Genomic DNA, 26967 nt, shown 5'->3' with positions numbered 1-26967 from the left:
TAGTCTGGATTCCGATTTTGGTTGACGATTCTCGCCCCCTTTTGCTACCATACGCTCGTGCGAATACTGCGGAGGATTCGCCACTTCTGTGAAGTGCGTGGGCTGATCGCACTCGAGTCTCTGGCCGTTGCGTGGTTCGAAGAGTAGTAGTACCTCACTTACGCCCAGTATTGAGAGGAGAACTGTACATTGGCCGTCTATCGCTATACCGGAACCGTCAGGTACAAGGATGATTGCGTCGAACGCGGAACCGTGGTCGCGGACACGAAGGAAGACGCAGTCGAAAAACTCCGCAAGTACAGCGTCGAGACGCTGAAGATTAAGAAGGTCCCCGGTCAGTCGGGGTTCTTCATGGGGTTCACCGCGTCAATCAAGTAGTTCCTGCCCGAGCCTAACCGATCCGGGTATTTCCGGCCGGATCGAGCGACGCCTTTGAGTCTAAGAGCTTCAGCAAGTCCTTAATTAACTCGTTGTATTTCAGGAACATGCACTTGCTGAACAGGTTGCAGGTGTCACATTCTTTTAACTTCTCCTCGTCAATCCTCAAATAATGCTGCTTGGAGTGGTCTCGGAATCTTATGGTCAGGTTGGCGCACTGGCCAAAGCACTCTTTCAGTTGCGGCATCCGGTGACTCCTTTCATTACTACGACGATTCGCCGTCGATTTCCGGTACGGCAAGGGCAACGGCCAGCACGTCGACCCGGGCGACGCCACCCTTCTTCAGCACGGTAGCGCATTCGCCGATGGTCGCGCCAGTCGTCACAACATCGTCGACCAACAGCACGCATTTGCCCTTGAGATGGTCCCCGCGGACAAGCCCGAACGCTCCGCGAACGCTTTCCCGCCGTTCTTTTTCGGTGCGCAGCCTGCTCTGCACATGGGTCGGGCGGACACGCTCCAGCGAGGTGTCGATTTTGGCGTTTGGGAAAAGCCCCAGAACTTCCCGGCACAACAGCTCGGACTGGTTGAAGCCCCGTTCCCGCCGGCGCACCCGATACAACGGCACTGGGACAATGTAATCGTACTCGCCGCAATCCAACTCCCGCTCCGCCTGTTCCCACAACAGCGCGCCAAGCGGTCGCGCCAGACGCGGTTTATCATTGAACTTCAGCAGTTTGATCGCCATTTGAACGGCGCCGTCGTAGCGCGCCGCCCCGAGCACGCGGTCGTACGGCCGGGGTTTCGCCAGCACGCTGCACGGCCCGCACCGAAAGTTCGACCGGACTCCAAGCCCGACGCCAGCGCGATGCGGTCTTCCGCATACAGGACAGAACGGCCGCTCGATCCGCGGGCTGCTCTCCCAGCAGTTTGGACAAAAATAACCGTTGTCATCGGTCAAGAGCCGCAAACCGCACTGTTTGCAGAAAATGGGGAAGAACAGGTTCTTCAGCGTCAGCGTCCATTCCCCGCTTGCGCTATTCGCGTTGAGTAGCTTAGCCACGAATGAATTCTACCATGCGGCGACAGAGACGAGAGTTTCGCGCTCCCGGACCCAACGTCAGTCGCTTTTCGGCGCCTCGAAGATTGCCACGCCACCATTCTCGAAGACCGGCTTGAGATCGGGGTTGCTTTGAAAATACTGCGGGGGTGGCGCACTGTTTTCACGATTGAGGTAGACGTACCGCGGACGAATTTCATCGAGTAACAACCTCGCTTCTTCAGGCGCGGCGCTACCGTCCAGGAACCGGTCGATACGCGGACGCAAGTCGTTTACATGCGGCGAAAGCGCCCAGTGGCCAACCGACACCCGCGCATTGAGATACTGACTCATGCGGGAGCTGTAGGGGTACCGCGCAAGGACGATATCGGACTCGCGAATATGGCCGTTTAACCAGGCGATTGCATCGAGGTCCTCGGTACGAATGAAGTGCAACTCGTTGTGCGTAACCAGGCTCGACTCTCGACGGATGTAGATGGGAGTGCTAAGCGACGTCGCGCATACAAGAACAGCAGCGGACACAATCAATAATCGCCGTTGCGACGCATGGAGCGTTTCGAGTGCCGGCAGGAGCGAAACGCCCAGAATGATCAACGGAGTTACCGAGGGAATGACAAGTTGTGGCGTGTAGGGCATGAACGAAAAGACGCGATAGGCGTGGAACAGCACAACAAGCGTCACGCCCCAGACAAGTATAAGGCGTTCGGCGGGAGTCGCGATGGGGTGTGCGCGAGCGCGGAGCAGCCGTGCAACGAACAACAACAGGGGAATACCGAGGCTCAACAGGTGCCATCGAATCGGGATGTTCGCGGGGTGACCGCCCTGGCTTGCCCAAAACTTGAACACGGGGTGGAAGGAAAACAGGTATACGTTGTACAGAAGCAGCGGGGCGGCGAGCGCAAGCGGGGCGCAACGCACGATACACCAGCGCCATTCGATATGGCGCGCGAGCGCGCACTCGAGCAGTACGAAGGCGGGAAGTATCGCGAACAGGCTGATGAGATCGTAGGGACGACAGAGGCCGTGCACGAACGCGAAGAGAGCCGCCATGCCATACCACTTGGCCCGGCGCGTGCGTTCTCCAAGGGCCATACACGCGAACGTGAACAGAAACGTTCCGTGCGGCAACGAGAAGTGCGGGTTACGAGTCATTTGAACAAAGGGGTGTATTCCGGCGGTCAGGTCCAGCAATGGGTTCAGTATTTCGAACTCGGTGTGGACGTTGAGCAGGCCAAGTTTATACAGAATCACGAGCAGCCAGCCGAATCCGCCACCAAACGCGCACATTAGCAGCGCGACACGGCGCTGGAACTCGGTCGCGAGCGCCACGCGGGCCAGCGCCGCAAAGCCGGAGAGCAACGTGGCGATGCCTGCAATGCGCCATACATCGTACAAGTGTGGCGGAGCCCAGCCGAACCAGCCCATAAGCGCACCAAAAAACCAGAATTCGAGATTGACAAAAACCGGATCGTGGTCGATATACGTCATCGTGTTGCGGAAGACGAAGTGACCCTGCGCCGCCTGGCGCATGAAGGAGAAATAGCTGTTTACATCGTCCGCTACGGCAACCTGACCAATGGATACGGCGCCGGCGGGCGCATTCCGGACCGCGGAATTGTATGGAATTCGGGTTAGCGCGTAGACACAGATCGACAACGCGATGACCCAGGCGGCATCGCGAACGATGGATTTGGTACTGGATTGCGATGTCATCGGCGAGCGCCCGTGGTGCCGCGGTTTGGCGGACTTCTCCGCATCGCTACCCGCGCGGCGATGGTTGCCAACCCCGAACGGAGGACGGCATTATAACGCGCGTTCGCATACCATCCAACACGTGGAGCTTCCATGCCCGGCACCGACGCACCCGCGCGCGAAACGTGCGCCGAAACGTCTAATAAACCTGGTATCGTTGACCGCCGCGTTTGGCTCGCGCTCGCGGGCATCACGGCGTTAGGCGCGGCGCTGCGTGTGTACGGTCTGGCGCGCTACAGCCTGTGGTACGACGAAGGTACGACAATGTACGCGGCAGGGCTCGCGGCAGAGTCTCCGCTGCGGCTGCTTGATCCGGGAATCCTGACCGAACCGCCGTTGGTGCCGCTTGTCGTTTACGCGTGGAAGTCGTTTCTGTCGGCCGCCGGAATCGAGCTCGCTGCTGGCACGTACAGGACCGATTTCTTGGTCCGGCTGGTACCGTGCGTGATCAGCATTGCGGCGATTCCGATGACATTCGCAGTCGCGCTACGCCTCGCGGGTTCGGCTTCGATTGGCCTGCTCGCCGGGGTGCTTGTAGCGGTGTCTCCGTTCCATGTGTTCTACGCGCAGGAGTTGCGGCCCTATTCGGCCCTGACGTTCTTCGTGCTGGGCGCGCTGTGGTTCGCGATCAACGCACTCGAATCCGACCGCGCCGTGCACTGGACGGGATTCGTAGTGATGCTGGCGCTGTCGATGTACTCCCATTTTTTCACCGTGTGGTACATCGCGAGCCTTGGTTTGGCGGTCTGCGTCGTCAGCGCGATCCGGCGCCGTATTTCGTATAGGTGGGTTGTTTCGCAGTTGGCGCTTTTGATCCTGATCTTTCCTGCGGTTCGCCAAGGGCTGGTCATTAACAGCGTTATTTCTGCCACGGATTCGAGTTGGTATCCGCCGCTTACGCTCAAGACTGGACTAATCACGATCAAGACATTTTTCGCGGGCTATAGCCCGCGCGTTTGGGCGTATTATCCGCTGTTTTCGGCGGGAGCTTTGCTCTCATTCATGGGCGCATGGTCGCTCCGCCGGCGTGGTGATTCCATGATTGTGATGGTGGTAATGGCCATTGTGCCGATCGTTGGAAACCTTGCGGTCTGGAGTATGCGCAGTTTCTCGTACTACGAACACCGGTTGTTCATCGTGTGCGGTGTGATGTTCACCATCTTCGCGGCAGGCGGGCTTGTGTCCTTTCGAAACCGCGCGGTTGGTGTTGCGGCGACTGGCTTGTGGCTGGTCCTATCGGCATCCTGCCTCGCCGACTACTATGCGCAATGCATTCACCCCAGCGCAGACCATCGCCTCGGAGTGCGGTACAAAGTGGCAAACCGCGACGTTTCCAACCGCATTCGCGAGGAGTTTCGGGATGGCGATGTAGTCGCGCAGTTCAGTCACGTAACGCATTTTCCGCTAAAGTCGCACTATCTGCCCGGCAAGCCCATTGGAACTGTGGGGTTCTCCGAAGAGGACCGGACGGGTATGATTGCCGCGTATCCGCACGAATCGGTGTGGGAACACGCAGGCGCGTTGCCGGCGCGAATCGACGAGGTCGCCGGTAACTGCGAGCGCATATGGTATGTGGATTCGTGGTGGGAACCGTTTCAGCCCCCGCCGTGGCACGTATTCTACCGGCCGTGGCTGGTTCGCCATGGGGTCGTGCGCTTCGATAAACAGTACTTTGGGGTGCGGCTGGGTCTGTTCGACATTGCTGCGATGCGTAACGGGCCAGTCCGCATCGAGCAGGTTGTTGATGCGGGAAGCTTTGCTGTGCCTCGGTACACGGACGCCGCGGGCAGCGACATTGGTCAGGCCCCAGCTTCTGACTGGACGGAAGACGGATCCCTGGTGGCCGCACGAAATACCGGTTCCGGCGAGATTACGATTCGCAACGGCAGCACCAACGCGCGAACCATCGAGTACCGGCTCTTCGCGAGCGCCGAGTCAATCGAGCCCCTGTCGCTCAACCGGAACGAGCCGGGCAGCGACGTCTGGCAGCCGGTAATTCACGGGAATCCCGCATTCATCGACGTACTCGACCCTATCAAAATGGCCGCTGCGTTGACTCGCGGCTCGCACGAGGCCGCATCCGTTTTCGCCGATGTGTACTTGAGCGCAGGGACCTATCGCGTTTACGCGTACCTTTGGCAGGAGGTGGAACCGGCCAATGTGTCCCGCGCCGCGCTGCGCTTCAACGCCGGGCCGCGCACGGATGGCCGCGGCGCGGAGATAGGCGTCATTACGCCGTGGACCGCGGCTGGAACGGCAGGATGGACTTGGTTCGACGCAGGGCAGTTGGTGAGCGATGGGACGGCACAGCGCCTGACCATTTCGACGGAATTGCCGGACGGCATGGAGAAGGCATTCGCCGACTTGGGACGGATCGTGTTTGAGCAAGTGAATTTGGGGACGCAGTCGCATCCAACCGAGCCGTACGATTCGGGAACTATCAGTGTTATGGGTGATTCGCCTGCGATAGTGCCTTTGCCGGCAGGACTCCAGGCAGAGGGGCGTTATGATGTGTTTTTCCGGGACACCGAGAGTGGCGACATTCGCTTCTTGAATTGGTACGTCTCTGCAGGCGGTAAGTGACGCGGCGTGCGGTATTCGACGTCGGTCGTCCGGACTATCAACGCGCTGGCGGATAAGAAGTGAAAGGCTAGCAATGCAGTATCAAGCGGAGCGCGAGCGCCCCGGGCGCATCCAGTCACTTATGGAGGCCGTTGCCCAATCGGTGTGCCGGACGTATATCCGGCAATTGGCATTGACCGTGGTCATGCTGGCGGTTTGCGCGTCGTGTTCCAAACAGGAATCCGTGGCGATTGTCGAGCAGAGTTCGCCGAAATCCAACCTGGTGCTCATCGTTGCGGACACTCTGCGCGCGGACCGGATCGATTTCCGGCGAAACGGGAAACCCCTTATGCCTCACCTCGCGAGGTTCGCAGGGCAATCATGGGACTTCCGCAAGTGCCGCGTGCAAGCGACATGGACAAAACCTTCGATGGCGACCTTGTTCACGTCGCTGTACCCTGAAGTGCATCGCGTACTGTATGGAGTCGACGGCGATATCGATCTGCGCGATTTGCCCAAGACGGACGTGCTCCCGGAATTGTTCGAGACGTTTGCGGAGTTCATGAAGTCGAACGGATACCGAACAATGGGGCTGCAGACGAATGCGAACATTACGCAACACTTCGGGTTTGGCCAAGGGTTCGATCGTTACGAGTATCTGAAGTATCCAAAGCACCATGGCGATGCGGTAACGGATCGCGCGCTCGAGTGGTTGGACGAACTCTCTCCCCCCTATTTGCTCTACGTGCATTACATGGACGCCCACGCGCCCTACAACCCTCCAGAAGAATTCGTCGATCCGGACGCCGCTCTGCCGACGCTCACGGAGGAGGACAAGGCGATCATCGACAACTACGGCGATGGGTATCGCGATCGCATCATGTTCGAGGTGGGGATCACAAAGAAACGCGTTTTCGGAAACCTGTCCAAAGCGGGCGAGGAATACATTCGCGTGAAGTACGATTCCTCGGTGCGTTTCGTGGATGCGGAAATCGGGCGGCTCATCGACCGCATTCTCGAACGCGACCCCAACACGATTATTGTGGTCACGTCGGACCACGGCGAGGAGTTATGGGAACATGGCTCGATAGGCCATGCAAAAACCGTGTACGAGGAGTTGACGCGCGTCCCACTGATTGTCCGCGTTCCCGGCACACAGCCCCGGACCATTGACGCGCCAGTCGAATTGATCGACGTGCTGCCAACCTGCGCTTCGCTCTTGGGGCTGAAACCAAATCCGGACTGGCAGGGACACAACCTGAATACGGACCCCGGTCGGCTGCCCGTCGACCGGCCAACGTTTAGTTCGGCGACAATGTCCATCACGGGCTCCAACCGGGACCTTGACGCGGTGGTCATCGGCAATCGGAAACTCGTTGTGGACAATATTGCTCAGACGCGGACGATATACGACTTGGATACGAACCCCACTGAGAGCATTGGTGTCCCGGCGAGCGAATATGAGGGCGCCGGCGCGCTGGATGAAGCGCTTTCCGGTCGGGTGGCAGCGGATCGCGATCACCCCTTGTACCAGGCCGTGCCTACGACAAACGAACTGACTCCCGAGCAGCAGGAAAACATTAGGAACATTGGGTATCTCAGATAGCCGTCAACAAGACATCCGTGTATTCCAATTGGATGTTTAGTCGAAAGTTCGCGCCAAATTGGAACATGTCTAAACACTGCCACGGCATCCCATACCCCTCCGCCCGGGATCGAGTTGATTGGGGCGCAGCAGGCAGCATGGACGCCCCAGTTCGGCGACTCTCGGTACGGAATCCCGTGCATTGATGACCGCGGGAAACGTCTTGTGCGAGGGCACGGAACTTTAAGCCAGTAAAAGTGTTAAATATCCGTTAGGCTCCGTTATCACGGTTGACAACCAACCTGTCCTGTGATAGAGTTTCGACGGAGAGAATCAGCTGCATTCAGTTCCGTTTGTGCGGAACTTTACGGGTCGCTTGGGGAGGGTCAGCAGGTATTGGTCGACTGTGTGGGCGGGCTGCACACGTTTTTGAAGTCTTCGGGGAAAGGGGTGTAGTGATTTTCCCGCGCAATTCGTCCAAGCATGCGTGTTTCGTCCTTAATGCCTGGTATGCAGTTTTCCACAGTGTAAGGAGGTGAAAGAATGAAAAAGCTTGCTTTGTTCGCATCAGTTCTTATGTTGGGTGCGCTGACGGCGGGCGCGGGTACGCTTGGCGTAGCTGCGTTCAACGATGGCGCGGGCACGACGGACATCAACCTGACGCCGTCGTCGCTTCAGGCCACGTTTATGACACTGAAGAACAACACGGGGTCGCCGCAGGAGTACACGATTCTGTACTACTCCCTCCAGGGCGTAGACCGTACGCCTGCCGCGAACACGTTCACGATCGCGGGCAACGCCGCTCGTTCGTGGCGTCCGGTCGCGACCGACGCCAACGAAGGCGCGGGTTCGACGATCCCGAACGCTACCGGTACGGCGGGTGCGGGTACGGCGTCGATTCTGTACACGGATTCGCCGGCTCCGAGCGGTGTCGTGCGCATCTTCGTCGGCAACCAGTCGTCGTATTCGTGGTCGATGATCCCGTAATTTCGCACGTTATGGGAACTTCGTACACGTAACGAAGTGGTTTTCACGGGCGGGCATGTCGCGAGACATACCCGCCCTTTTGCTTTCATGTATCATGTGACGCAAATCTTCAACACGCCGCAAAGAAGTGCTTGCTTCGCCTAACCTCCAATGGGATGGGAGACCGCAATTGCGCCTGCGGCCCCTCACGATAATCTGCGCGCTCAGCGTAGTCTCCCTCGCGCCGTTTTGCGGCAAGGCGTTCCACGTCGACGACCCGTTCTACATTCGCGTTGCGCAGCATATCACCCACGATCCGTTCGACTACTACGACTTGAAAATCAATTGGTATGGGCGTTCCATGAATGTGTACGACATGCACGTAAGCCCGCCATTGGTGCCGTATCTCTTGGCGGCCTGGGGGACGCTATTCGGATGGAGCGAGATGTCGCTGCATCTTGCTTACCTGATTATGGCGTGCCTCTTGATGGCGAGTACCTGTGCCGTCGCGTCGCGCTTCTGCGAACATCCATTGCTTGCAGGCGTGATTACATTATGGTCCCCGGTAGTCATGGTCACTTCGACGAACATCATGTTGGACCTGCCCATGACGGCGTTCTTCGTCGCGGCCATAGCGCTTTGGTGCGAGGGTGTCGAATCGAAACGCGGCTCGCTCCTTGTCCTGGCGGGAGTTGCCGCCGGTGCGTCCGCCATGTGTAAGTATTTCGGCCTTGCGTTCGTGCCGCTGGCGTTCGCATTTGCGTTGGCACGGCGGAAGAGCGTCGGCACGTGGATACTGCCATTGGCGATTCCGCTGGCACTCTTCGGATTGGAGCAGGCGAGCAACTACGCGTTATATGGTCGATCGATATTTGCCAACGCGATCGACATCGCCACGGACAAGCAATCGGGCATGGCCATTCGGATATCGTCGGCCCTGTCGTTCTCCGGCGGTTGCGTAATAGGGCTCCTCGCCTTCTCGTACTTCATGCGCCCGGCGCGCTTCCTCTTTCGGACATTGCTCGTGTTACTCGGGATTACCGCGTCGGCCACGGGGATTATCGTTTACGCAGTCCGCGACGAAGCGTTGCCTGCGGCGAGCTTGGCGCAGATCGTGCCTTTTGTTTGTGGCGGATCGATTCTGCTTCTCTTGGTTCTTGACGAACTCTACTCAGTACGAACTCCGGCATCCCTACTGCTCGCCTTTTGGGTGTTGGGAACATTTGTCTTCGCTTCCGTCCTGAACTGGAGCGTCACCGCGCGGACCTTGCTGCCGATGGCGCCCGCGATTGCGATTCTCATCGTCCGGCGTATCGAGCGCGTTCAGCGCGCAACGCAGTCGGACCCGCGCAGTTACTGGGTCCCGGTGGCGGTCTGCCTGGCAATCTCCATGGCAGTCGGGTGGGCGGACTACGTCTGGGCCGGCTCAATTCGTTCCACGGCCGCGGCATATGCAAAAGAGGCGAAGCTGCGCCCAGGGACTCCATACTTCCAGGGGCATTGGGGGTGGCAGTACTACCTCGAGGAAGCGGGGTGGAACGGCGTCGACCGCAACAGCTTTTCGTACCAGTCTGGGGACTACGTGGTAATGCCTCAGAACAACGCGAACGTCGACCCGATTCCGGCGCAGTCGGTGTACGGGACTGCCAAGACGGAAGTTGTAGCGACGCGCGGGTTGACGGTCAACTGCAGGCCGGTCGGCGCGGGGTTCTATTCCGATATCTACGGACCGCTTCCCTACGTATTCGGGAATGTCCCTCCCGACACGTACTACGTAGTCCTGTTGGGGCCACCCAAGAATGCCGCCGGGAGCCCGCCAGACAATCCGGCATTGGAACCCGGCACGGTCAACCGATCCGGAAGTGGTTATAAGTGAACGGCTTGCACGTTCACGTCCGTAGAGCCTCCCAATAATTCACTGGCCGTGGCGGCTAAAGTCCCCCCGAATTGTGCCGATAAGGACTTAGGCGCACCGAGCGCCGGGGATTCTGTTTGGAGGGTCGAACGATGTGGCGCGCAATTGGGCAGCGGAACGGCCACAAAAGGGCTTTCACATGAGCGGCGGCTTCAGTATTGGCGGGTTGGTGACCGGCCTCAATTCGAACCAGATCATCAGCCAGCTTATCGCGCTCGAGCGTGCGCCGATTTCGCGGCTGGAAGACAAGATATCCGAGTTGAACGCCGCAAAGTCGGCGGTAACCAGCCTGCGCAGCACCCTGCAAACCCTGCGCAACCGCGTCCAGGACTTCCGCCTTACGAATCTCTTCAATCAGTTTCAGTCGACATCGAGCGAAGAATCGGTGTTGACCGCGACCGTGTCGGGCGAGAGCCCGGTTTCGGGTGCGTACGCCATCAATGTAATTCAGCTCGCAAGCGCGACCACGGCAAACAGCAGCGCAAGGCTGGGCGCGGCGATCAATACGGGCGCGGCGCTGAATTCGAGCGGCATATCGACCGAGATCTCGACGGGCACGTTCACCATCAACGGCGTGCAGTTGAGCGTCGATCCGTCGACGGACTCGCTGACATCGGTTATCAACGCGATCAATTCCAGCGGGGCGGGCGTGACCGCGACGTACAACGCAGGAACCGATACGCTCACCATCGCCAATACGGCGGCAAACGACACGAGTATTATCAATTTCGGCGCGACGGGCGATACGAGCAATCTTCTCGACGTGCTGGCCTTGACCGGCGCGACGCAGTCGACCAACGGCAACGGTTCGACGGAGGCGACGAGCACGCGCAATCTGGGCGCGATCGATGCAACGGACATTCTGAACACGGTGAATTTCGGCGGCGGCGCGATTACGGCGGGCAGCTTCAAGATCAACGGTATAACGATCACGGTGGACCCGACGACGGATTCGCTGTCGGACGTTCTGGGCCGGATAAACGGCAGCGACGCGGGGGTGACCGCGAGTTACGACAGCTCGACCGATACCATTCGCGTGGTCAGCGGCACGTTGGGCAGCCGGACCATTTCGTTCCAGGCGGGCACGAGCAATTTCTTGAGCGTTACGAACCTCGCCGCAGCAACGCAAACGGCCGGCGCCGATTCGCAGTTCACCATCAATGGCGGCGCGACGCTTACACGCAACACGAACGAAGTCGCTGACGCGATCGGCGGCGTAACGCTTCGGCTGTTGAGCGTCGGGACGAGCACGGTGACGGTATCGGTTGACGATGACGCCATTGTCGAGGACGTGAACGAACTCCTGACCGCCTACAACGACGCGATTACCGCGATTCGCGATCAAGTGCGCGGCACGGGTCCGCTCCGGGGCGACACCACGTTCCAGCAGATCGAAGACTATTTGCGCGGGAACATTTTCAACCAGATTTCGGGCATCAGCGGCTCGTACGAGAGCTTGGCGGACATCGGTATTACCACCGGCGACAGTTTCGATTCCGGCACCGTGTCCCCGCTGCAACTTGACGAAGACACGTTCCGCGAGGCGCTGCGGACAAACCGGACGAATGTCGAGGATTTGTTTTCGAACTCGAACGATAACGGCATTGCCGACATCTTCTTCGATTTCCTTGACGAAGCGACTTCAACGACGGGTTATTTGAACCAGCGTGTCAAAAGCAATGGTTCAATCGATACGCAGATTCAGGACCTGAACGATCGCATCGACCGCATGGAAGACCGCATCGCGGCCAAGGAACGCCGGCTTCGCGCGCAGTTCACGCGGCTCGAGTCCATGGCGTCGCAGTTCCAGCAGCAGGGAGCGTCGCTTGCCGGTATTCAGAGCAGTTTTTTGTCGATATAGGTTGGCAGCAGGAGGAACGACATGTCAGCAGCAGCCCAGTACAATGCCTACAAGCGCGTCGACGTCGAGACGGCATCGCAGGGGAAACTCATCGTGATGTTGTTCAACGGCGCCATTCAACGCGCGGAAGAGGCCAAGCGCCAGCTCGCCAAGGGGCGCACAGACGGCGTACACAACAATCTGCTCCGGGCGCAGGATATCGTCGCGGAACTGCGCAGCGCGCTGGACATGAAGGTCGCGATTGCCAAGCAACTGGATTGCATTTACGAGTACTTCCAGCATCTGCTGATCAAGGCAAACATCCGCAAGGATTGCGCGCCGCTCGAGGAAGCCATCGCACACCTGACCACAATGCGAAACACGTGGCAAGAGGCGTTTGCGAAGGCGGTGACCGAAGACGCCAACGATCGGGCGAAGCCGCTCGACACGCACGGCGCGAGCCTGATTAACGTGCAGGGCTAATCACTCACGGCCTTTTTCTCCCGGCGCCCCCGAAGCGGACCTTCGGGGGCGCGGCCATTTCCTAAACTGCCGAGCGGGCTCAAGTATTCTTGGGGTTGGCCGATAAAGTAGGTGTAAGCCAAGACACGGAGGTCGCGGCGAGTGACACGGATGTCAACCTTATAAAGACCAAGGCACGTCACTCCAAGAAGTACCCGGCGGACTAATCCCACCGCCGTTGGAAAAGGCAGCCCCAGGTCTTACCCTCTGACGAGTGCGCTATTGCTTAACGGCGTAGCGCATTTCTCATTCGTACACGAGCGGCGGCTTGCGCGCGCTGAAACTCGCCCACCGCATATCGCCGGATTGTAGGCACCGCACTTTCAGTTGCCATCTTTCCAAGAGGTAGTCCACGTCCAATTGCGGCAATTCCTGCTTGGCTGGTCCCGCCGAGCGCAACCGATCGATGTCGGCCCACAATATTTCGACCAATCTCCCGGTCCAGTCGACTTGCTCGATATCGACGAATCCCGCTTCGAGCAAGGACGCGGCATAGTCCTCACCAGTCGATAATTCGTACGCAGAACCGGCGGCGTACGACTCAAACTCGTCGCTCCCGCGCGCACGGCCGCGCAGATAATCGGTGAAGAACAGTCGGCCGCCGGGTACCAGAACTTGCAGGAGCCGCCGTGCGAGTCCGATCTTGTCGCGAATGTGCAGGAACGAATCTTTGCTGTGGACGGCGTCGAACGAATGCGCGGGAATTGATATGGTCAACACATTTGCACATACGAAGGTTACACCGGTCACCCCTTGGGTTTCGGCGCGATTTCGCGCCTCGGCGACCATCTCAGGAAGTATGTCCAGCCCCAGGATGGTGGCGCCGCATGAACCGGAGAAATAGAACGCAGCGCCGCCAAGACCGCTGCCGACGTCGAGTACGCGAAAACCGGGGCGGATTCCGAAGTATTGTGCGGCGCGCTTCGCCATCTCCTGCGCGCCAGAACTGAGAAAGTCTTTGCCGAATACCCACTCGTAGCGCCTCAAGCTTTCGGCGCTGTATTGGTCGCTTGTCAGGATCGGCTTGCCGGAGTCACGCATACAGCACCTCGATTAATGTCAAGCCGTGCGCGGGCGCGGTGTAGCCACGATAGGGTCCCGGCGACGCAAGGAGTTCGTCAATGCGCGACTCGGGGACCGCGCCGCGCGCGACGTCTACGAGGGTGCCGGTAATGTTGCGCACCATCTTGTAGAGGAAGCCATCGCCGTGAAAGCGGATCGCGAACAGGCCGCGCGCGTCGCTCGGCACGACGATTCCGCCTTCGGAGACATCGAGAGCGATCAATCTGCGAACGGTGTCCTCCCGCTCCGAACCACTGCACTGAAAGCCGGCGAAGTCGCGCGTGCCGGCGAACCGCGCGCATAGTGCGCGCAAGCGGTCGAGGTCTGTGCCGAATGGAAGAGTCCAAGTGAATGGCGCGCTGAATGGGTCCGGATCGCGCGCGGTCGACACGCAGTACCAGTACTTCTTCCCGACTGCGGACTTGCGCGCGTGAAAGTCGTGCGGCGCTTCCGTAAGGGACGAGATTTGGATGTGCGGCGCGAGCATCCTGGTGAGCGAGCGCCGCAGAGAATCAAGATCGGCGCCGGCTTTCCAGGGAAAGGAGCAGACCTGTCCGATGGCGTGGACGCCGGTGTCGGTGCGCCCGGCGCCGTGGATACGTACGGGGCCGTTCGCAATTTCTGAGAGGACCTTTTCGATCTCGCCTTGCACGGTCGGGCGGTCGGGTTGCACCTGCCACCCGGCAAACGGGGTACCGATGTAACGCACCGTAGCGCGCACGATCATGCTCGACGGCATTGTCACGAGGCAACGACTCCTTCGCGCGGGCCCCGGCCGGGCGGCCCGCTATTGATCGGCGCGTTGGAGCACCTCGATCGTTTCGATTTCCACATCCGATTTCTGCGAAACGAATTCCGCGATTCGCTTGTGCACGGCAACGCCCGCGCCGGAGGGGTCCCACTTGCTGTTCCAACGGCCGCCATCGCCAAAGCAAATCACAAACCGCCATTCTCCGCCCACGTTCCCGTTTGGCGCGACGGATTTTGGCGCGGCGAGAATGCGTTCGACGTCCGAATACATGTAGTGACGCGCGGCCAAGCGCGTCAGCGGGTCAATTACGATTTCGCCCTCGCGAAAGATAACGTAGGTATCGACAAACAAGTACGCGATTGCCAATGATGGAAGAAAGCATCCGATGTAGAAGTGACGCGCGGTCATTCGGGCCAGCCTGCCAAACCTCGATTCCTGGACCGCGTCGTATTCGGCCTTTCGATCTCCGAGTATCCGCAGCGCCAGCGGTTCGACAACCAGCGCGGCCAGGAACATTGCGGCGGGGAACGCAGGAAAGAACCAAACGAACCAAAGCGGCGTCAAGGTGAATTCGGCTTCGCCGAGGCGGCTTGCGAAAAACTCACCTACGGCACGAAATACCCAGTATGCAACGGCCATCCACGCCACAAGCGCAAGAATGTACAACAGGTTCAGGCCGAACTCGAATTTGTAGTATTTTTGGGCAAGTGCCTGCATATCCGTTCCAGGCGGCAGCCTGTAATCTTGCAGCCGCGGCGGAAACATCTTGTACAGGGCAAGCATGACCGCAGCGGTCAGGATGGATGTGAGGGCATTGGTGATCACACTTGACGACATCGAAGTAGCCCTACAGGAGATTGCGTTGGCAATCCCCAGTTCTTGACGCGCGCGGCGCAGTGGAATCCGGCGGTTTGCACGTCCGTGTTTCCAGATGAGCCGCGACTGTGACGTCAAATCTTCCGCAATCATGACACAGTGAGTCAAAAGGGGTGTCGAGTACGGGCCATCGGTCCAAGGCATCTCCTCTACGCTGTTTCGGCGTTCGACGCCGGTGCAACGAGCGGGCGCTAGCATTCGCTGTAGCCTTCCGAGCGCGCTGAACGTCGTCCCTTGGCCAGGTCCCGACTCCGCCGGAAGCCAACGCGGCAGCGCCTTCAACTTTCACGCCGCTACGGTGGACTCCGCCGTCACACTCCACACTTTAGCCCATCGTGTTGCATCTTCTTTCGCCTGACGCTTCAGAGGACACCCTCGGTTGGGGGGTGTTCTGAGTTTTTTTGACGAATCGAGGGGGTGGGTGAGCACCGATCCTCGTAGGTGTTGATTTTATGGGTGCCTCCGATTGGGTATGCGAGGGGTATTTGACGATTTAAGGGGGGGTAGACGTGTCCGAATCGTCGCGGGATCCAGTTTTATCGAAATTGGCATGGGCCGGGCGGGATGCGCGGTTTGGGGTTGTTTCGATAAGGCGAATTCACGACCGGACGTGCCAGTGATGTCTTCCGGCGTTAGGCCGGGTCGGGCAAACGTGTCCATACACCCCCGATGCGGCCTGTGTTCGCGGCTCCAGCGGGCTGTGGTCACATGGTATGACTGGGTCTCCATATCTTTGCCCAACGTGTTGCACTTGTCGTGCGGATTCGCACGCGGAACGACCCGTATTTGACTGACAGCAGGTGAACGGAACGGTGAATTATGTCCTTTTATACTGTGTTGACTACGATTAGATTTGAGTCGATTGGATCGGGGCGAACCGTTCTCTACATATACCTTGCAATACATTGTAATGTGTGATACATTGTAATCGTGGATACCAATGAGGCGATAGCGAGCGATATCGACAATTGGACCACGCAACTCCGGAAAGGGCTGCTGGAGTTGTGCATCGTGAACCTGCTCGCCAAGGGGGACGTGTACGGGTACGACCTTGTAAAGCAGTTGTCGGAGGTCAGGGGGCTGGTTGTCACGGAAGGGACTATCTATCCGCTGCTTTCGAGATTGAAGCGGCTTGGGCTGGTCACGACGCGGCTGGCGGAATCGACTAGCGGCCCGGCGCGCAAGTACTACCGGCTCTCCGCCGCGGGTGAGCGGATGCGGGGAACAATGAATATGTATTGGAACGAACTGGCGGACGGGGTCACCCGGTTCCAGAATGAAAGCGAGGGACACCATGGCTGAGTGGACACCGGAGGCAAGAGAGTATCTCGACGGATACCTGCAACAGGTCCGGGCCTTAGCGCGCGGTTCGGGCGAAGACGGCGAAGAGATTGCGTCTGGACTGCGGGAACATGTCGTCGAAAAGGCAGAACGAGAAGCGGGTTCCCTCGTCACGCTGGAAATTCTGCGGCGCTCACTTGCCGAGGTTGGCTCACCGGAGGCGATTCTCGACGAAGGCCAAAAATGGGTGGAACAATCGCGTGCGGACACAAACGGCGAGAAGTCGGGCGCAGCGACAACGCCCGCTGCTGTGCCAGCCAGGGAACCACGAAGCGATCGGGGGCTTTTGCGCTCGATGGGTTGCGGGTGTGGAATGATCGGCGCGACCGCAATCCTGGCGATTGCGGCTCTCGGCACATACATCTTCTACGCACGATATGACAGCTTCAAGAAACTCCAAGTTGTGATGGCCCAAGACAAAGCCGTGCAAATGCTGCGCACGATTGCAGAAGCCGAGCGCAAATGGCGCGAGGAGGGCAAGCACGATAACGATGGCGACGGTGTGCCCGACTACGCGACGCTCGCCGAACTCATCGAGGAGAAGTCCATTCCTGAGGAGTATGGCCGTGGCGCCCACGGCGGATATGTGCTGAACATTATGGTGAGCAACAGTTCGGAGACGGCGATCTGGAAACCAAGCAAAGGAGCGGATTCAAAGGAGCCTGGTTATTTGTGTTCTGCGCGTCCGCTTGAAGGACTTGACCTAGATTTAAAGCCGCTCGTGATCACGCACGAAGAGGTGGTGCGGTATGAAGGCGCGGGAGGTGTCGGTGGAAAACCGTATGTATCTGGAGTCGCCGAATCGATGTCTTCGACTCACGCCAGCAGCAAACGCAAGCAGGACGCCATTCTTAAGCTGCAACGAATAGCTCATTGGGAGCGGACGTTTCTGGAAAGAGGCATGTTTGACCCCGACAACGACGGGAAGCAAGACTACGGCGATCTCCAAGACCTGGCAACGACTGTTGCGGACGGTAACATAGACGACCAAATCGAGGGTTTTGCTTTTCATATAGAGGTAATTCAGACATCGAAGGGAGGGCCCAGTTTCGTCTGCAAAGCCATTCCAACGGACGAATCAATCTCAAGCGAGATTATTACTATTGAGCCGGACGGCGTGTTGCGATTCCTTCCGAAAGACAAGATGAAACGGGAACAAGAGACGCAGCATGCGAATTAGTATGTAACATGCGGGTAGCACCTGTTTTGCAAAGAAAGAGAGAGGTAAACTGGGCGGCCGTCGCGAGGAATGACCGGAATGAAGCGCTGAGGCATGTCGCAGTGGGACAGCGCGATGCTTTCAGCGACCAGTTTGAAGGCGGGCTCCGAGTAGTTCTGCCGGCGGATTTCCAGTTGCAGTTGGAGTCGGTCGAAGACAAGAGCAAAGCGCAAGTGCAGGTCGTGGGAACGGAGGTCGGGATAGACCTTGTGTACGAGAACAGCCGGTGGTGGGTGTCGCAGTAGCGCGACCTGAGATCCTTGGAGCAGGTAGACTTCCGGCCCAGAAACTCGAATCGTGTATCGGACTCGATTAGGATTCTTGTCCGAACGGTTAGGGCCCGAACGTCCGCGAGATCAGCGTTGCCGCAGCCGCGCCGCGAGGCGGGACGATTCGTGGCGGGGGATCTATTCGGTATGGTCATTCGCATTTCTCCGAACCGCACATTCGCGTTTCTCATTGGCGTGAGTTTGGGGCTAGCTGGGATTCATATCTTGGGGCAGGTGTCGCGTCTGGTGTTCGGCCACGGGCGTCTGTATGGGTTGGTGCCCCTCTTCAACATGGAGGAGGAGACGAACATACCGAGCCTCTGGTCAACCTGCTTGTGGCTTGGCGCGGGAGCGCTCGCGGGGTTGATCGCGTATTCCGCACGGCGCGGGGCGGGGCGCGACTGGCCGCATTGGACGGGGCTGGCGGGAATCTTCTGCGCGTTCGGCATGGACGAGACAATCCAGTTCCACGAACGGATGGGCGGGGTTGTGGTGAACCTGCTGCGGATGGAAGGCATGCGCGCCACGGGATTCCTGTATTACGTGTGGATAATTCCGGCGTTGATCTTTGCCATCGTTGTGTTCTTTGTGTACCTGCGTTTCCTGATGCGTTTGCCGCACACGGTGATGGCATTGATGGTTCTTGGCGGGGCCGTGTTTATTGCCGGGTCGGTCGGGTTCGAATTGTTGGAAGGGCCGATTGACGAATCGGGCGGGTACATGAACGCGCGTTACACGGCTTACGTCACCTTCGAGGAATCGCTCGAGATGATCGGCGTGAGCATACTCATCTTCGCCCTGCTTCGGTACTTGGCGGACAGAACGCCGCCATTCGAGATTATCGTGTCAAACGGAGCGCCAGCCACGACGTAGTGTTTCATACCATTCGTCTTTTGATCGTGCATCCGACGCGGCTTCGAGGAGAGGAATCTCAAATCTCAGATTTGATATCTCAGAAGGGAGAGGAGATCAGGAGCCAGGAGTCAGGAGTCAGGAGCGGCTCATACCATTTGTTCTTGACCGTGAATCCGGCGCCGCATTGAGGGGAGGAATCTTAAATCTCTGATTTGAAATCTCAAAGGGGAGAGGAGTCAGGTCTGCCATTCCAGAGCCGTCAGCGAGTGAGCCGGAAGCTCCAGGGTAGTTGGGTTTGTGGCTTCGAGCAAATCTGTGACGATTGATACGGTTTCCGCGTCTTCGTTGTCGTCGTGTAGCGACTTAGGGGCTATTTGGTGACGTGTGATGGGACCGGATGCGGCACCTTCGATTGCGACGTTGACGGATGTTGCGTCCGTGAGATTGAGGTTGAACACGATCAGGCTGCGCGTGTTGCCGTTCTTGTACGCAAACGCGTGAACGAATGGAACGTCGATTTCGTTCTCGACGGTGTTGATGGGTCTTTGGGTCCAGCCGTTTCTCGTACCCTCGATGTCGACGGCGACCATGTCGCCCTGGATGACGCGGTTGACGAGTTCGAGTCCTAGCCAGGTGGGGCGTTTGCGGGCGGTGGCGGCGATGTCGCGCAGTAGGCCCCAGACGCGGACGTAGCGGCCTTCGCCGATGCCGAAGGAGTATTGAATCGCGGTGAATGCGCATTGGTTTTTCGCGCCCATGTCGCGCTGGTAGACGAGCATGTAAAGCGGCAGCGCGAGGGCGCCGTTCGCGCCCGTCACAAAATCGTTTGTCACGTCGATTGGCGCTTCGCCGCCGGTGGTGTGGAAGTTGATTTCGTAGATCGCAAGACCGGTCTTCTTGCCGCCCCTGTCGAGTTCGTCCTGCGACTGTTTCATCCGGCCCGTCGCGACGTCTTCGAAGGGCCGCGCAAACAGGGGATAGAAAAGTTCGTCGTCGTTTGCATGTTCCTTGTCAGAACCGAAGTACGGTGCGAGCGCGATTTCGCGGTGGTGGTTGCCCGTTGCGTCGATTTCCCCCTGTCGCCCGGGGTAGTAGAACTGTCCGCCGATGATCAGGTTGATCTTATCGTCCTTAAAGAACGGACTCGCGCGCAATAACGCGAAGCGTTCGTTTGCCATCGTGCCGAGCCGTTCGCCGCCGAGGGCCGATGCGCCGAAGAACGGATCGTTCGCGGAGGCTTCGCCCCACATCTCGTTGCCGAATTCGATGTGGATGCGTTTGAACACATCGGACCACGGTTCCTGTTGACCGAGGCTTGCACGGCGGTCCGCGTAGGGATGCGCGCCGTCCGCGGGACCGGCGAGGTACTCCATCAACCCGTGCACGTCCCGCTCGCTCCACATGGGCGGCATGACGTACCACGGCTCGGCCTCGATCTCTTTGCACAATTGCAGGAATTCGTGCAGAGAGAAGCCCCACTCGCCCGCGGCGCGTTGCCGCGGGCTGTATCCATTCGTCTTTCGCTCGAACGGTTCCGCGATCTCATTGACGAGCGTGTTGCCGTGCTGTGTACTCCAATTGCGCAGGACGCCGGGACGCAACTCCTTCAGGCGATTGACGAATGCATCGGTGAAGACGGTGGGGTTCTTTTCGTTTGCGGGTTCCAGTGCTGCGTCATCGAGCCAGACCTGGCCCCCGTCGTTGTCGACGCTCAGGGACAGCACGAGGAGCGGATGATAATCGCCTTCGTTGTACGGGCCCAGCTTGTCCGCGCCGTCGGGAACAGTGAAGGCGCGCTCGATGAGCTGCCATTGCGGCGAGAGTTTGATCGATTCGTCAATGAAACTGCCTTCGCCCTCGCGATGAAACATGACGCGGATGCGGTCTGCGACGCCCTTGCCTTTGGCCCAGAACGAAATCTTCCACGGGCCGCGAACAACGATGAGTTTGCCCGCGCTCTTGTCGCCGTCGCGCCACTCGCTGTCCATGTACACTTCGCACTTGGACCACTCGCCGCCCGCTTTCAGATGCAGCGACTGTTTGCCCGGACTTCCCGGGCGCACGTCGTTCGAGACGCAGTCGGTGGCCATGCGCGGGCCAGCAACGAGGCCCGGAAGGTCGCGGCGCACGACGAGCACGTCCCACTCGTTCGGCGCGGGGCCGCCGCCGTCGAGGTAGAACACGTTTTCGTGGTTCTCGAGCGCGAACCGTGTGATTCGGCCCGTGCGGCCTTTGGCCGCGCCGTACGTGAACTCGTATTCGCCGCCGTCCCAAAAGCCGGCGGGCTGGCCGATGCCGTAATCCTCGCGCGTCCAGTCGGTGTCCCAAAAAGCCTGCGCGACGCGCACGGTCGTTGCGCCTTTGGCGGCGTGGATCATGCTGCCGAACACGCCCGCCTCGAAGCCGGGGTTGGGGATCAGGTTTTTCAGATGCTGCGCCGCGCCGTAGGTTGAGCGCGCGCCGATGTTGAGGCCGAAGCGGGTGACGTCTTTCAAGATGACGGTGTCTGTCGGGCGGATGGTGATCGGGCCGGACGGTGCGGACGGTTTCGTCTCGACTTGCTTCGGCTCGAATTCCGCCCTGTCGGCAGGAGTGTCAGCCTTTGGCGCCAAGGCCAAGGCTGGCGGTTCGACAACCGCCGGCTTGGCGTCCTCGCGCGAGCCCGCGGGATGCTTCACTGCTGTTACCGGTGGCTCCGTTTTCGATATCGTGTGGGCGGGCTCTCGCGATAGTATTCCAAATACGAAAACAGCCACCGTGCCCGCGAGTGACACCCCCAGCGCGACAATCACCGCCAGACTGTCGGCGCGGCTCCACATTGGGCGGGAGTCTGTCCGTTTTGAGATGTATCGTCGCATGATGAGCGGGAGCATACTCCGTCGAGCGGCATATGCTCCACTAGGCGGGCAGGGTCAAGGCAAGCGCGCTTAAAGTCGCGACAATCAGGGCCTGGGCGAAGAAAAGCGCCGCTATCGGGGCGCACTCCAAAGCGCTCCGCGCGGGCAATCGACGTCATGTATTTGTGCAAAGCGCCTTGAAGTGCGGCGAGGTATCGCCGCTTTGCCCCACTTATACGCGGCAAACTTGCCAATCTAGTGCGATTGCCCCGCGGATAGGGTTCGATACCCATCCGTCAATATTCCCTGTGGTATAGTTGAACGCAGTTCCTTATCGGAGACTATGAAATGAGCTTTTGTGTGGATAAGAACAGGCTGGCAGAATTCTGCCGAGCGCGGTATATCTCGAGACTTGCGCTGTTTGGATCAGTGCTGCGTGACGATTTTGGACCCGACAGCGACGTGGATGTGCTCGTTGAATTTGAACCTGACCATGTGCCCGGCCTTCTGGCATTGAGCCGCATGGAGCGAGAGCTCTCGGAAATTCTCGGCCGGAGAGCCGACATGCGGACAGCCGGAGATTTGAGCCGATACTTTAGAGATAACGTTATCCGCGAAGCAGTTGTCCAGTATGCTTCTTGATTCGGATAAGGTGAGACTACGCCATATTGTTGACGCTGCACGTGAGGCCATCGAGTTTGCGCACGATGTTGATTTCGAAGCGGCGCGACAGGACCGCCAACTGCAGCATTCGCTCGTGCGGTGTATTGAGATTATTGGCGAAGCCGCGTCGCGCGTGTCGCTCGAAACACGCGCAGGTCACCCTGAGATTCCGTGGCAAGACATGATCGGAATGCGCAATCGAATTGTACACGCCTATTTCGACATAGATGTCGGTGTCGTGTGGCAAACGGTGAAAGACGAGCTTCCAGCGCTTTTGCCCGCATTGGAAGCTATAGTGAACGAGTAGCCGTTCCACGGCGTTAGCTTCCTCGTCCATCGGCTTTGCTCGCAATGCCGGCATCAACGCGCCGTTGAATACTCCCAACCAGATCGTTGTTTAGGTAGCATTCGCGCTTCGATACAATTTCCTGATTGGATTTCTCAGGAACATGGACTTTCTATCTACTCTCAAGCACCAAGTCCTCGTCATTGACGGGGCGATGGGCACGCAGGTGCAGAACCTGGACTTGACGGACGCCGATTACGGCGGGGTCGAGTTCAAGATGCTTCCGGATATCCTCGTGTTTTCGCACCCGGACGAAATCAAGGGCATTCATCTCGCCTACTTTCGCGCGGGGGCGAACGCGGTCGAGACGAATACATTTGGCGCGACGCCGTTCCGGCTGGCGGAATACGATTTCTCGCGGCTCGACCTGTCGCGGTTCGCGGCGACCCCGTACAACGTCGATTTGCGCGCGCTGCCGCATGCGGACATGGCGTATCACCTCAGCCGGCGGGCAGCGGAGATCGCGTGCGCGGCGCGGGACGAATATAGGCGCGATCCAGAATATGACGGTCGGCCGTTGTTCGTGTTGGGATCGATTGGACCGTCGAACCGAGTGCTGTCGAGCACGGACGCGAACCTGAAGCTTTCGACGTTCGGCGAGATGATGGACAACTTCCACGTGCAGGTGTTGGGCCTCATCGACGGCGGCGCGGACGTGCTGCTGTACGAAACGCAGCAGGACATTTTGGAAGTGAAGGCTGCGGTCATGGGCGGGCAACGCGCGATGCGCGAGCGCGGCAAGAAGCTGCCGATCATGGCGCAGGTGACGGTCGATCAATTCTCGAAGATGCAAATCTTCAACACGGACATTCACGCGGCGCTGGTGACGGTCGCGGGGATTGGCATCGACACGTTCGGGATCAATTGCAGCATCGGCCCGGACCTGATGACGAAGACGGTCGAGAAGCTTGCGCGGTATTCGCCGCTGCCGATAAGTGTGGTCCCGAACGCGGGCCTGCCGGTGTCCGAAGGCGGACGCACGGTGTTCAAGTTCTCGCCAGAGGACATGGCGAAGTATCTCGATACGTTCACGCGCGAGTTTGCCGTTAACATTGTCGGCGGATGTTGCGGGACGACGCCCGCCCACATCCGCGCGATCGCGGACACGATACGCGCGCGCAAGCCCGCGGAGCGAACGCCGGAGAACGGTTTGTACGTTTCGGGACCGCAGGAAGCGGTGCTGCTCGATAGCAGCAAGACGCTGATCATGATCGGCGAGCGGCTGAACGTGCGCGGTTCGAAGAAAGTGCGGGACGCCGTCGAGAGCGGAGGGCCGATCGATCATGCCGCGCTCGAGGAGGTCGTCGAAGAACAGGTGCGCGGGCTCGGCGTGAAAGTCATCGACGTGTGCATGGACTCGAACCTTGTCGACACGACGAAGGCGCTTACGGAAGTTGTCCATAAGCAGACGACGGACTTTGCGGGCGCGATGTGTCTCGATTCGTTTGCGGTGGACGCGCTTGCCGAAGCTATCAAGGTCTACCCGGGCCGCCCAATCATCAATTCGATGTCAATGGAGGAGGTGGCGCCGGGCGTTACCAAAGTAGACGCCGTGTGTGAAGCGACGAAGGAGCATTGTCCGCTGTATATCGGGCTTGCCGCGGGCGCAAAAGGCCCCGGCGCGACGCGGGAGGAGAAGGCGGATCTTGCGCGGCAGATTGTCGAGAACGCAGCGCGACATGGTGTAAGGCCGGGCCAGATTCTGATCGATATGAATGTGTTTCCGGTTGGTTCGGAATCGGACGAATCGATGAACTTTGCCATGGAATCGCTGGAGGCTATTCCGCTGATCAAGGCGATTCATCCCGATTTACGGACGACGTGCGGTGTCGGCAACTTGACGAATGGGCTTGCAAAGAAACCGTACATGCGCAAGGTGCTCACGTCCGTCTGGCTTGACGAAGCGCGCAAGCGCGGGCTCGATGCGGCGATTATCAATCCGCACCACTACGTGTTCGTGCGCGACCTCGATCCGCACGACTACGAACTGGGTCTGCGCGTTATCCTTCAGCGCGACATGCAGGCGTACGAAGAACTCGAGGAGATTGCCGAGCGCAAGAAGGGACTCGAGGTCGTCAAGCGCACGAGCTACGACGATCTCGACGTGGAGACGGCGATTTGCGAGAAGGTGAAAGACGGTTTCAAGGAACGCGCGCAGGGCAGCATCACAGTAGCCGGGCATGAGTATCGGTATGCGGACAAAATCGTGTTGCAGGTCGCGGAAGTCGTGAAAAAGCACGAACCGCTCGAGTTTATCAACATGCACCTCATGTGGGCGATGAACGAACTCGGCGACGGCTTTGCGCGCGGGGAGGTGTCTCTCCCCCATTTGTTGAAATCGGCGGACGTGATGAAGCAGGTGATGGGGTTCCTTGAGGAGTACATGCGCGTGTCCGCGGGTATCGACGTGCACTCGAAGATTGAATACAAAGGGACGATCGTTATCGGCACGGTGTATCAGGACGTTCACTCGATCGGGAAAGACCTCGCGAAGACGCTGTTCGAGAACTATGGCTACCGCGTGATCGATCTTGGCGTGATGACGCCGCTGCAGAGTTATCTCGACGCGGCAAAGGAGCACAACGCGGACGCGATTGGGATGTCGGCGCTGCTGGTGCAGACGTCGAACCACATGATCACGGTGTCGAAGATGATGCTCGAACAGGGCCTCGGCCATTTGCCGGTGCTGATAGGCGGCGCACCGGTGAACGACCGGCACGCGGCGTACGTGGCGATGGCGGGCAACACCAACACGGAGTCGATGCGGTCGAACGTATTCTATTGTCCGACTGCGATGGACGGCGTCAATGTAATGAATACGCTGAAGTCCGGCGGCGAGGTCGATCCGTTTTTCCGCGTGAACCTGGAAAAACTTCGTCAGAACTTCGAGAAGGCGGAAAGACGAGCGGCGGAGGAATCGGAACTACTGCGCACGTTGCCGCGCCGCGTCATATCGTTTGACGAGCACAGGTTGCCGGAGAAACCGTGGTTTTCGCCGGAGGTTTTGCGCATCGACCTGCACACCTTCGCGCCGAATATCGACACGAAGACCTTGTTCGCGTTGAACTGGAAGTTTGGCGGGAAAGCGGGGCGCGAGAAGCGCGGCGAAAGCCCGGAGAAACTGCGCGCGCTGTTGGAGGAGTGGATCGCGCTTGCGGACAGGAAAGGCTGGGTGCAGCCGCAGGCGGTCTGCGGGGTGTGGCCGTGCCAGTCCGACGGCGACGAGGTGATCGTATACGACCCCGCGGATCTCGCGCGCGAAATCGCCCGATTCGGTTTCACGGTGGTTGTCGGCGCCGGACGAAAAGACACCGTGTGCGCGGCGCAATACTTTCGGACGAAGGACTCCGGTCAGTTCGATGCGATCGGTGTGCAGCTTTCGACGAGCGGCCCGCAGGTTGACGCACAACTTCGCGCGTTCAAGGAAGCGGGCGACTCCGAATCGCAACTGTATTTGCAGGGCCTTTCGGACCGCATCGCGGAGGACATGGCGGATTACGCGCACCGGTATGTGCGCGAGCGGTTCCACTTCGAACCCGCGCACGGCGCACGCTGGTCGCCGGGGTATCCCGCGATGGCGGACACCAAGTACAACCGCACGATCCTCGAACTGCTTGGAGCGACCGGACGCATCGGCATAACGATTACGGACGCGGGCGAATTCTCTCCGACGGGCACGACCGCGGCGGTGGTCTGCTTCCATCCGGATGCGCGATACACATAGTACAGAAGGTACTGTAGGCCAATCGCGGGATGCCGGGTGTCCGGAAAAATATTCTGGCGTAAGGAAGATGGCTTCGTGCTATGCTTCCGCCGCTTGCAAGGCCGTCAGGTCCAACAAAGGAGATGATAACGATGCGTCGGCTGATTCTGGTGGTGCTGGGTGTAGTGGGTGTACTCGCGTTCGCGCTCGCGTTCTCGAATTCCGAAACGTACGCAGCCCTTCCGGCGGAGGCGCAGTTACCCGTCGGGATACCCGTCACGGTAACGTTACGGAACGATGCGGGGTCCGGCACGTTTTCAGGCACTCTCGTCGCGGCAGACGAGCAGTGGCTTGTGCTTCGGGACGATAAGAGTCTTTTGCACTGGTACACGGTGGATAGCATTCGCAATGTGGACTCCGGTCCGGCGCCCGCGCCGGCGGAGGCCGCTCCAGCGCCCGCTCCG

At 59.1% G+C, this 26967-nt stretch carries 22 protein-coding genes; 15 read left to right on the top strand and 7 right to left on the bottom strand.

Annotated elements, in window-relative coordinates; translation table 11 throughout:
- The first annotated feature begins 189 nt into the window (after nucleotides 1–189).
- The gene (locus HUU46_20360; GenBank protein NUM56001.1) at nucleotides 190–378 is read left to right on the top strand and encodes a hypothetical protein; all 189 of its coding nucleotides are present in this window, start codon (nucleotides 190–192) and stop codon (nucleotides 376–378) included.
- Nucleotides 379–391: 13 nt separating this feature from the next.
- On the opposite strand, the gene HUU46_20355 is transcribed toward HUU46_20360, so the two are convergent.
- The 3 genes from HUU46_20355 to HUU46_20345 are packed head-to-tail and all read right to left on the bottom strand — an operon-like array spanning nucleotide 392 to nucleotide 3152.
- Nucleotides 392–625 (bottom strand): hypothetical protein, encoded by a 234-nt coding sequence (locus tag HUU46_20355; GenBank protein NUM56000.1) that lies wholly within the window; start codon nucleotides 623–625, stop codon nucleotides 392–394.
- Between the two features lie 19 nt (nucleotides 626–644).
- Entirely contained in the window at nucleotides 645–1442 is a 798-nt protein-coding gene (locus tag HUU46_20350; GenBank protein NUM55999.1) for a ComF family protein, read from the bottom strand.
- A 57-nt stretch (nucleotides 1443–1499) separates the two neighbouring features.
- Nucleotides 1500–3152 carry a hypothetical protein gene (locus tag HUU46_20345; protein ID NUM55998.1) on the bottom strand — a complete coding sequence of 551 codons (1653 nt, stop codon included), beginning with the start codon at nucleotides 3150–3152 and terminating at the stop codon, nucleotides 1500–1502.
- Between the two features lie 132 nt (nucleotides 3153–3284).
- Between HUU46_20345 and HUU46_20340 the strand changes: the two genes are divergently transcribed.
- The 6 genes from HUU46_20340 to fliS all read left to right on the top strand — a co-directional run bounded on the left by HUU46_20340 (nucleotide 3285) and on the right by fliS (nucleotide 12542).
- A complete protein-coding gene (locus tag HUU46_20340; GenBank protein NUM55997.1) occupies nucleotides 3285–5774 on the top strand; it encodes a glycosyltransferase family 39 protein in 2490 nt (829 codons plus the stop codon).
- 73 nt (nucleotides 5775–5847) lie between these two features.
- Nucleotides 5848–7359 carry a sulfatase gene (locus tag HUU46_20335; GenBank protein NUM55996.1) on the top strand — a complete coding sequence of 504 codons (1512 nt, stop codon included), beginning with the start codon at nucleotides 5848–5850 and terminating at the stop codon, nucleotides 7357–7359.
- Between the two features lie 522 nt (nucleotides 7360–7881).
- Nucleotides 7882–8325, top strand: a complete 444-nt coding sequence (locus HUU46_20330) for a hypothetical protein (GenBank protein NUM55995.1) — start codon at nucleotides 7882–7884, stop codon at nucleotides 8323–8325.
- A 169-nt stretch (nucleotides 8326–8494) separates the two neighbouring features.
- Nucleotides 8495–10180 carry a glycosyltransferase family 39 protein gene (locus HUU46_20325; protein NUM55994.1) on the top strand — a complete coding sequence of 562 codons (1686 nt, stop codon included), beginning with the start codon at nucleotides 8495–8497 and terminating at the stop codon, nucleotides 10178–10180.
- A gap of 133 nt (nucleotides 10181–10313) precedes the next feature.
- Nucleotides 10314–12080, top strand: a complete 1767-nt coding sequence (gene fliD, locus HUU46_20320; GenBank protein ID NUM55993.1) for a flagellar filament capping protein FliD — start codon at nucleotides 10314–10316, stop codon at nucleotides 12078–12080.
- Nucleotides 12081–12101: 21 nt separating this feature from the next.
- Nucleotides 12102–12542 carry a flagellar export chaperone FliS gene (fliS, locus tag HUU46_20315; protein NUM55992.1) on the top strand — a complete coding sequence of 147 codons (441 nt, stop codon included), beginning with the start codon at nucleotides 12102–12104 and terminating at the stop codon, nucleotides 12540–12542.
- A gap of 285 nt (nucleotides 12543–12827) precedes the next feature.
- On the opposite strand, the gene HUU46_20310 is transcribed toward fliS, so the two are convergent.
- Genes HUU46_20310 through HUU46_20300 form a run of 3 tightly spaced genes read right to left on the bottom strand, consistent with a single transcriptional unit; the run spans nucleotide 12828 to nucleotide 15231 of the window.
- Nucleotides 12828–13622: a methyltransferase domain-containing protein gene (locus HUU46_20310; GenBank protein ID NUM55991.1), complete on the bottom strand. Its 795-nt coding sequence runs from the start codon at nucleotides 13620–13622 to the stop codon at nucleotides 12828–12830.
- A complete protein-coding gene (truA, locus tag HUU46_20305) occupies nucleotides 13615–14388 on the bottom strand; it encodes a tRNA pseudouridine(38-40) synthase TruA (GenBank protein ID NUM55990.1) in 774 nt (257 codons plus the stop codon). Before truA ends, HUU46_20310 begins: the two co-directional genes overlap by 8 nt.
- 42 nt (nucleotides 14389–14430) lie before the next feature.
- Nucleotides 14431–15231 carry a hypothetical protein gene (locus HUU46_20300; protein NUM55989.1) on the bottom strand — a complete coding sequence of 267 codons (801 nt, stop codon included), beginning with the start codon at nucleotides 15229–15231 and terminating at the stop codon, nucleotides 14431–14433.
- Between the two features lie 987 nt (nucleotides 15232–16218).
- Here HUU46_20300 and HUU46_20295 point away from each other — a divergent pair.
- The 4 genes from HUU46_20295 to HUU46_20280 all read left to right on the top strand — a co-directional run bounded on the left by HUU46_20295 (nucleotide 16219) and on the right by HUU46_20280 (nucleotide 18972).
- The gene (locus HUU46_20295) at nucleotides 16219–16572 is read left to right on the top strand and encodes a PadR family transcriptional regulator (protein NUM55988.1); all 354 of its coding nucleotides are present in this window, start codon (nucleotides 16219–16221) and stop codon (nucleotides 16570–16572) included.
- Nucleotides 16565–17791 carry a hypothetical protein gene (locus HUU46_20290; protein NUM55987.1) on the top strand — a complete coding sequence of 409 codons (1227 nt, stop codon included), beginning with the start codon at nucleotides 16565–16567 and terminating at the stop codon, nucleotides 17789–17791. Before HUU46_20295 ends, HUU46_20290 begins: the two co-directional genes overlap by 8 nt.
- A gap of 101 nt (nucleotides 17792–17892) precedes the next feature.
- Nucleotides 17893–18075 (top strand): hypothetical protein, encoded by a 183-nt coding sequence (locus HUU46_20285; protein NUM55986.1) that lies wholly within the window; start codon nucleotides 17893–17895, stop codon nucleotides 18073–18075.
- 171 nt (nucleotides 18076–18246) lie between these two features.
- On the top strand, nucleotides 18247–18972 hold the full coding sequence (locus HUU46_20280) for a hypothetical protein (protein NUM55985.1): 726 nt from the start codon (nucleotides 18247–18249) through the stop codon (nucleotides 18970–18972).
- Nucleotides 18973–19190: 218 nt separating this feature from the next.
- On the opposite strand, the gene HUU46_20275 is transcribed toward HUU46_20280, so the two are convergent.
- Nucleotides 19191–21632, bottom strand: a complete 2442-nt coding sequence (locus HUU46_20275) for a hypothetical protein (GenBank protein NUM55984.1) — start codon at nucleotides 21630–21632, stop codon at nucleotides 19191–19193.
- A gap of 507 nt (nucleotides 21633–22139) precedes the next feature.
- Between HUU46_20275 and HUU46_20270 the strand changes: the two genes are divergently transcribed.
- The 4 genes from HUU46_20270 to HUU46_20255 all read left to right on the top strand — a co-directional run.
- Entirely contained in the window at nucleotides 22140–22433 is a 294-nt protein-coding gene (locus HUU46_20270; GenBank protein NUM55983.1) for a nucleotidyltransferase family protein, read from the top strand.
- Nucleotides 22423–22761 (top strand): DUF86 domain-containing protein, encoded by a 339-nt coding sequence (locus HUU46_20265; GenBank protein NUM55982.1) that lies wholly within the window; start codon nucleotides 22423–22425, stop codon nucleotides 22759–22761. The genes HUU46_20270 and HUU46_20265 overlap by 11 nt, the downstream gene beginning before the upstream one ends.
- A gap of 142 nt (nucleotides 22762–22903) precedes the next feature.
- Nucleotides 22904–26524, top strand: coding sequence for a homocysteine S-methyltransferase family protein (locus tag HUU46_20260; protein NUM55981.1), 3621 nt, complete (start codon nucleotides 22904–22906; stop codon nucleotides 26522–26524).
- 131 nt (nucleotides 26525–26655) lie between these two features.
- On the top strand, nucleotides 26656–26967 hold a 312-nt coding region (locus HUU46_20255; GenBank protein NUM55980.1), incomplete at its 3' end, for a hypothetical protein.

It is taken from the genome of Candidatus Hydrogenedentota bacterium (assembly GCA_013359265.1).
Lineage (GTDB): Bacteria > Hydrogenedentota > Hydrogenedentia > Hydrogenedentales > SLHB01 > JABWCD01.
This window is presented reverse-complemented; position numbering and strand designations above follow the sequence as displayed.

Coding starts and splice junctions, on each gene's coding strand:
- HUU46_20340 (NUM55997.1), top strand. CDS start 3,285: ATGCCCGGCACCGACGCACCCGCGCGCGAAACGTGCGCCGAAACGTCT.
- HUU46_20335 (NUM55996.1), top strand. CDS start 5,848: ATGCAGTATCAAGCGGAGCGCGAGCGCCCCGGGCGCATCCAGTCACTT.
- HUU46_20300 (NUM55989.1), bottom strand. CDS start 15,231: ATGTCGTCAAGTGTGATCACCAATGCCCTCACATCCATCCTGACCGCT.
- HUU46_20290 (NUM55987.1), top strand. CDS start 16,565: ATGGCTGAGTGGACACCGGAGGCAAGAGAGTATCTCGACGGATACCTG.
- HUU46_20280 (NUM55985.1), top strand. CDS start 18,247: ATGGTCATTCGCATTTCTCCGAACCGCACATTCGCGTTTCTCATTGGC.
- HUU46_20330 (NUM55995.1), top strand. CDS start 7,882: ATGAAAAAGCTTGCTTTGTTCGCATCAGTTCTTATGTTGGGTGCGCTG.
- HUU46_20260 (NUM55981.1), top strand. CDS start 22,904: ATGGACTTTCTATCTACTCTCAAGCACCAAGTCCTCGTCATTGACGGG.
- fliS (NUM55992.1), top strand. CDS start 12,102: ATGTCAGCAGCAGCCCAGTACAATGCCTACAAGCGCGTCGACGTCGAG.
- HUU46_20310 (NUM55991.1), bottom strand. CDS start 13,622: ATGCGTGACTCCGGCAAGCCGATCCTGACAAGCGACCAATACAGCGCC.
- HUU46_20355 (NUM56000.1), bottom strand. CDS start 625: ATGCCGCAACTGAAAGAGTGCTTTGGCCAGTGCGCCAACCTGACCATA.
- HUU46_20270 (NUM55983.1), top strand. CDS start 22,140: ATGAGCTTTTGTGTGGATAAGAACAGGCTGGCAGAATTCTGCCGAGCG.
- HUU46_20345 (NUM55998.1), bottom strand. CDS start 3,152: ATGACATCGCAATCCAGTACCAAATCCATCGTTCGCGATGCCGCCTGG.
- HUU46_20265 (NUM55982.1), top strand. CDS start 22,423: ATGCTTCTTGATTCGGATAAGGTGAGACTACGCCATATTGTTGACGCT.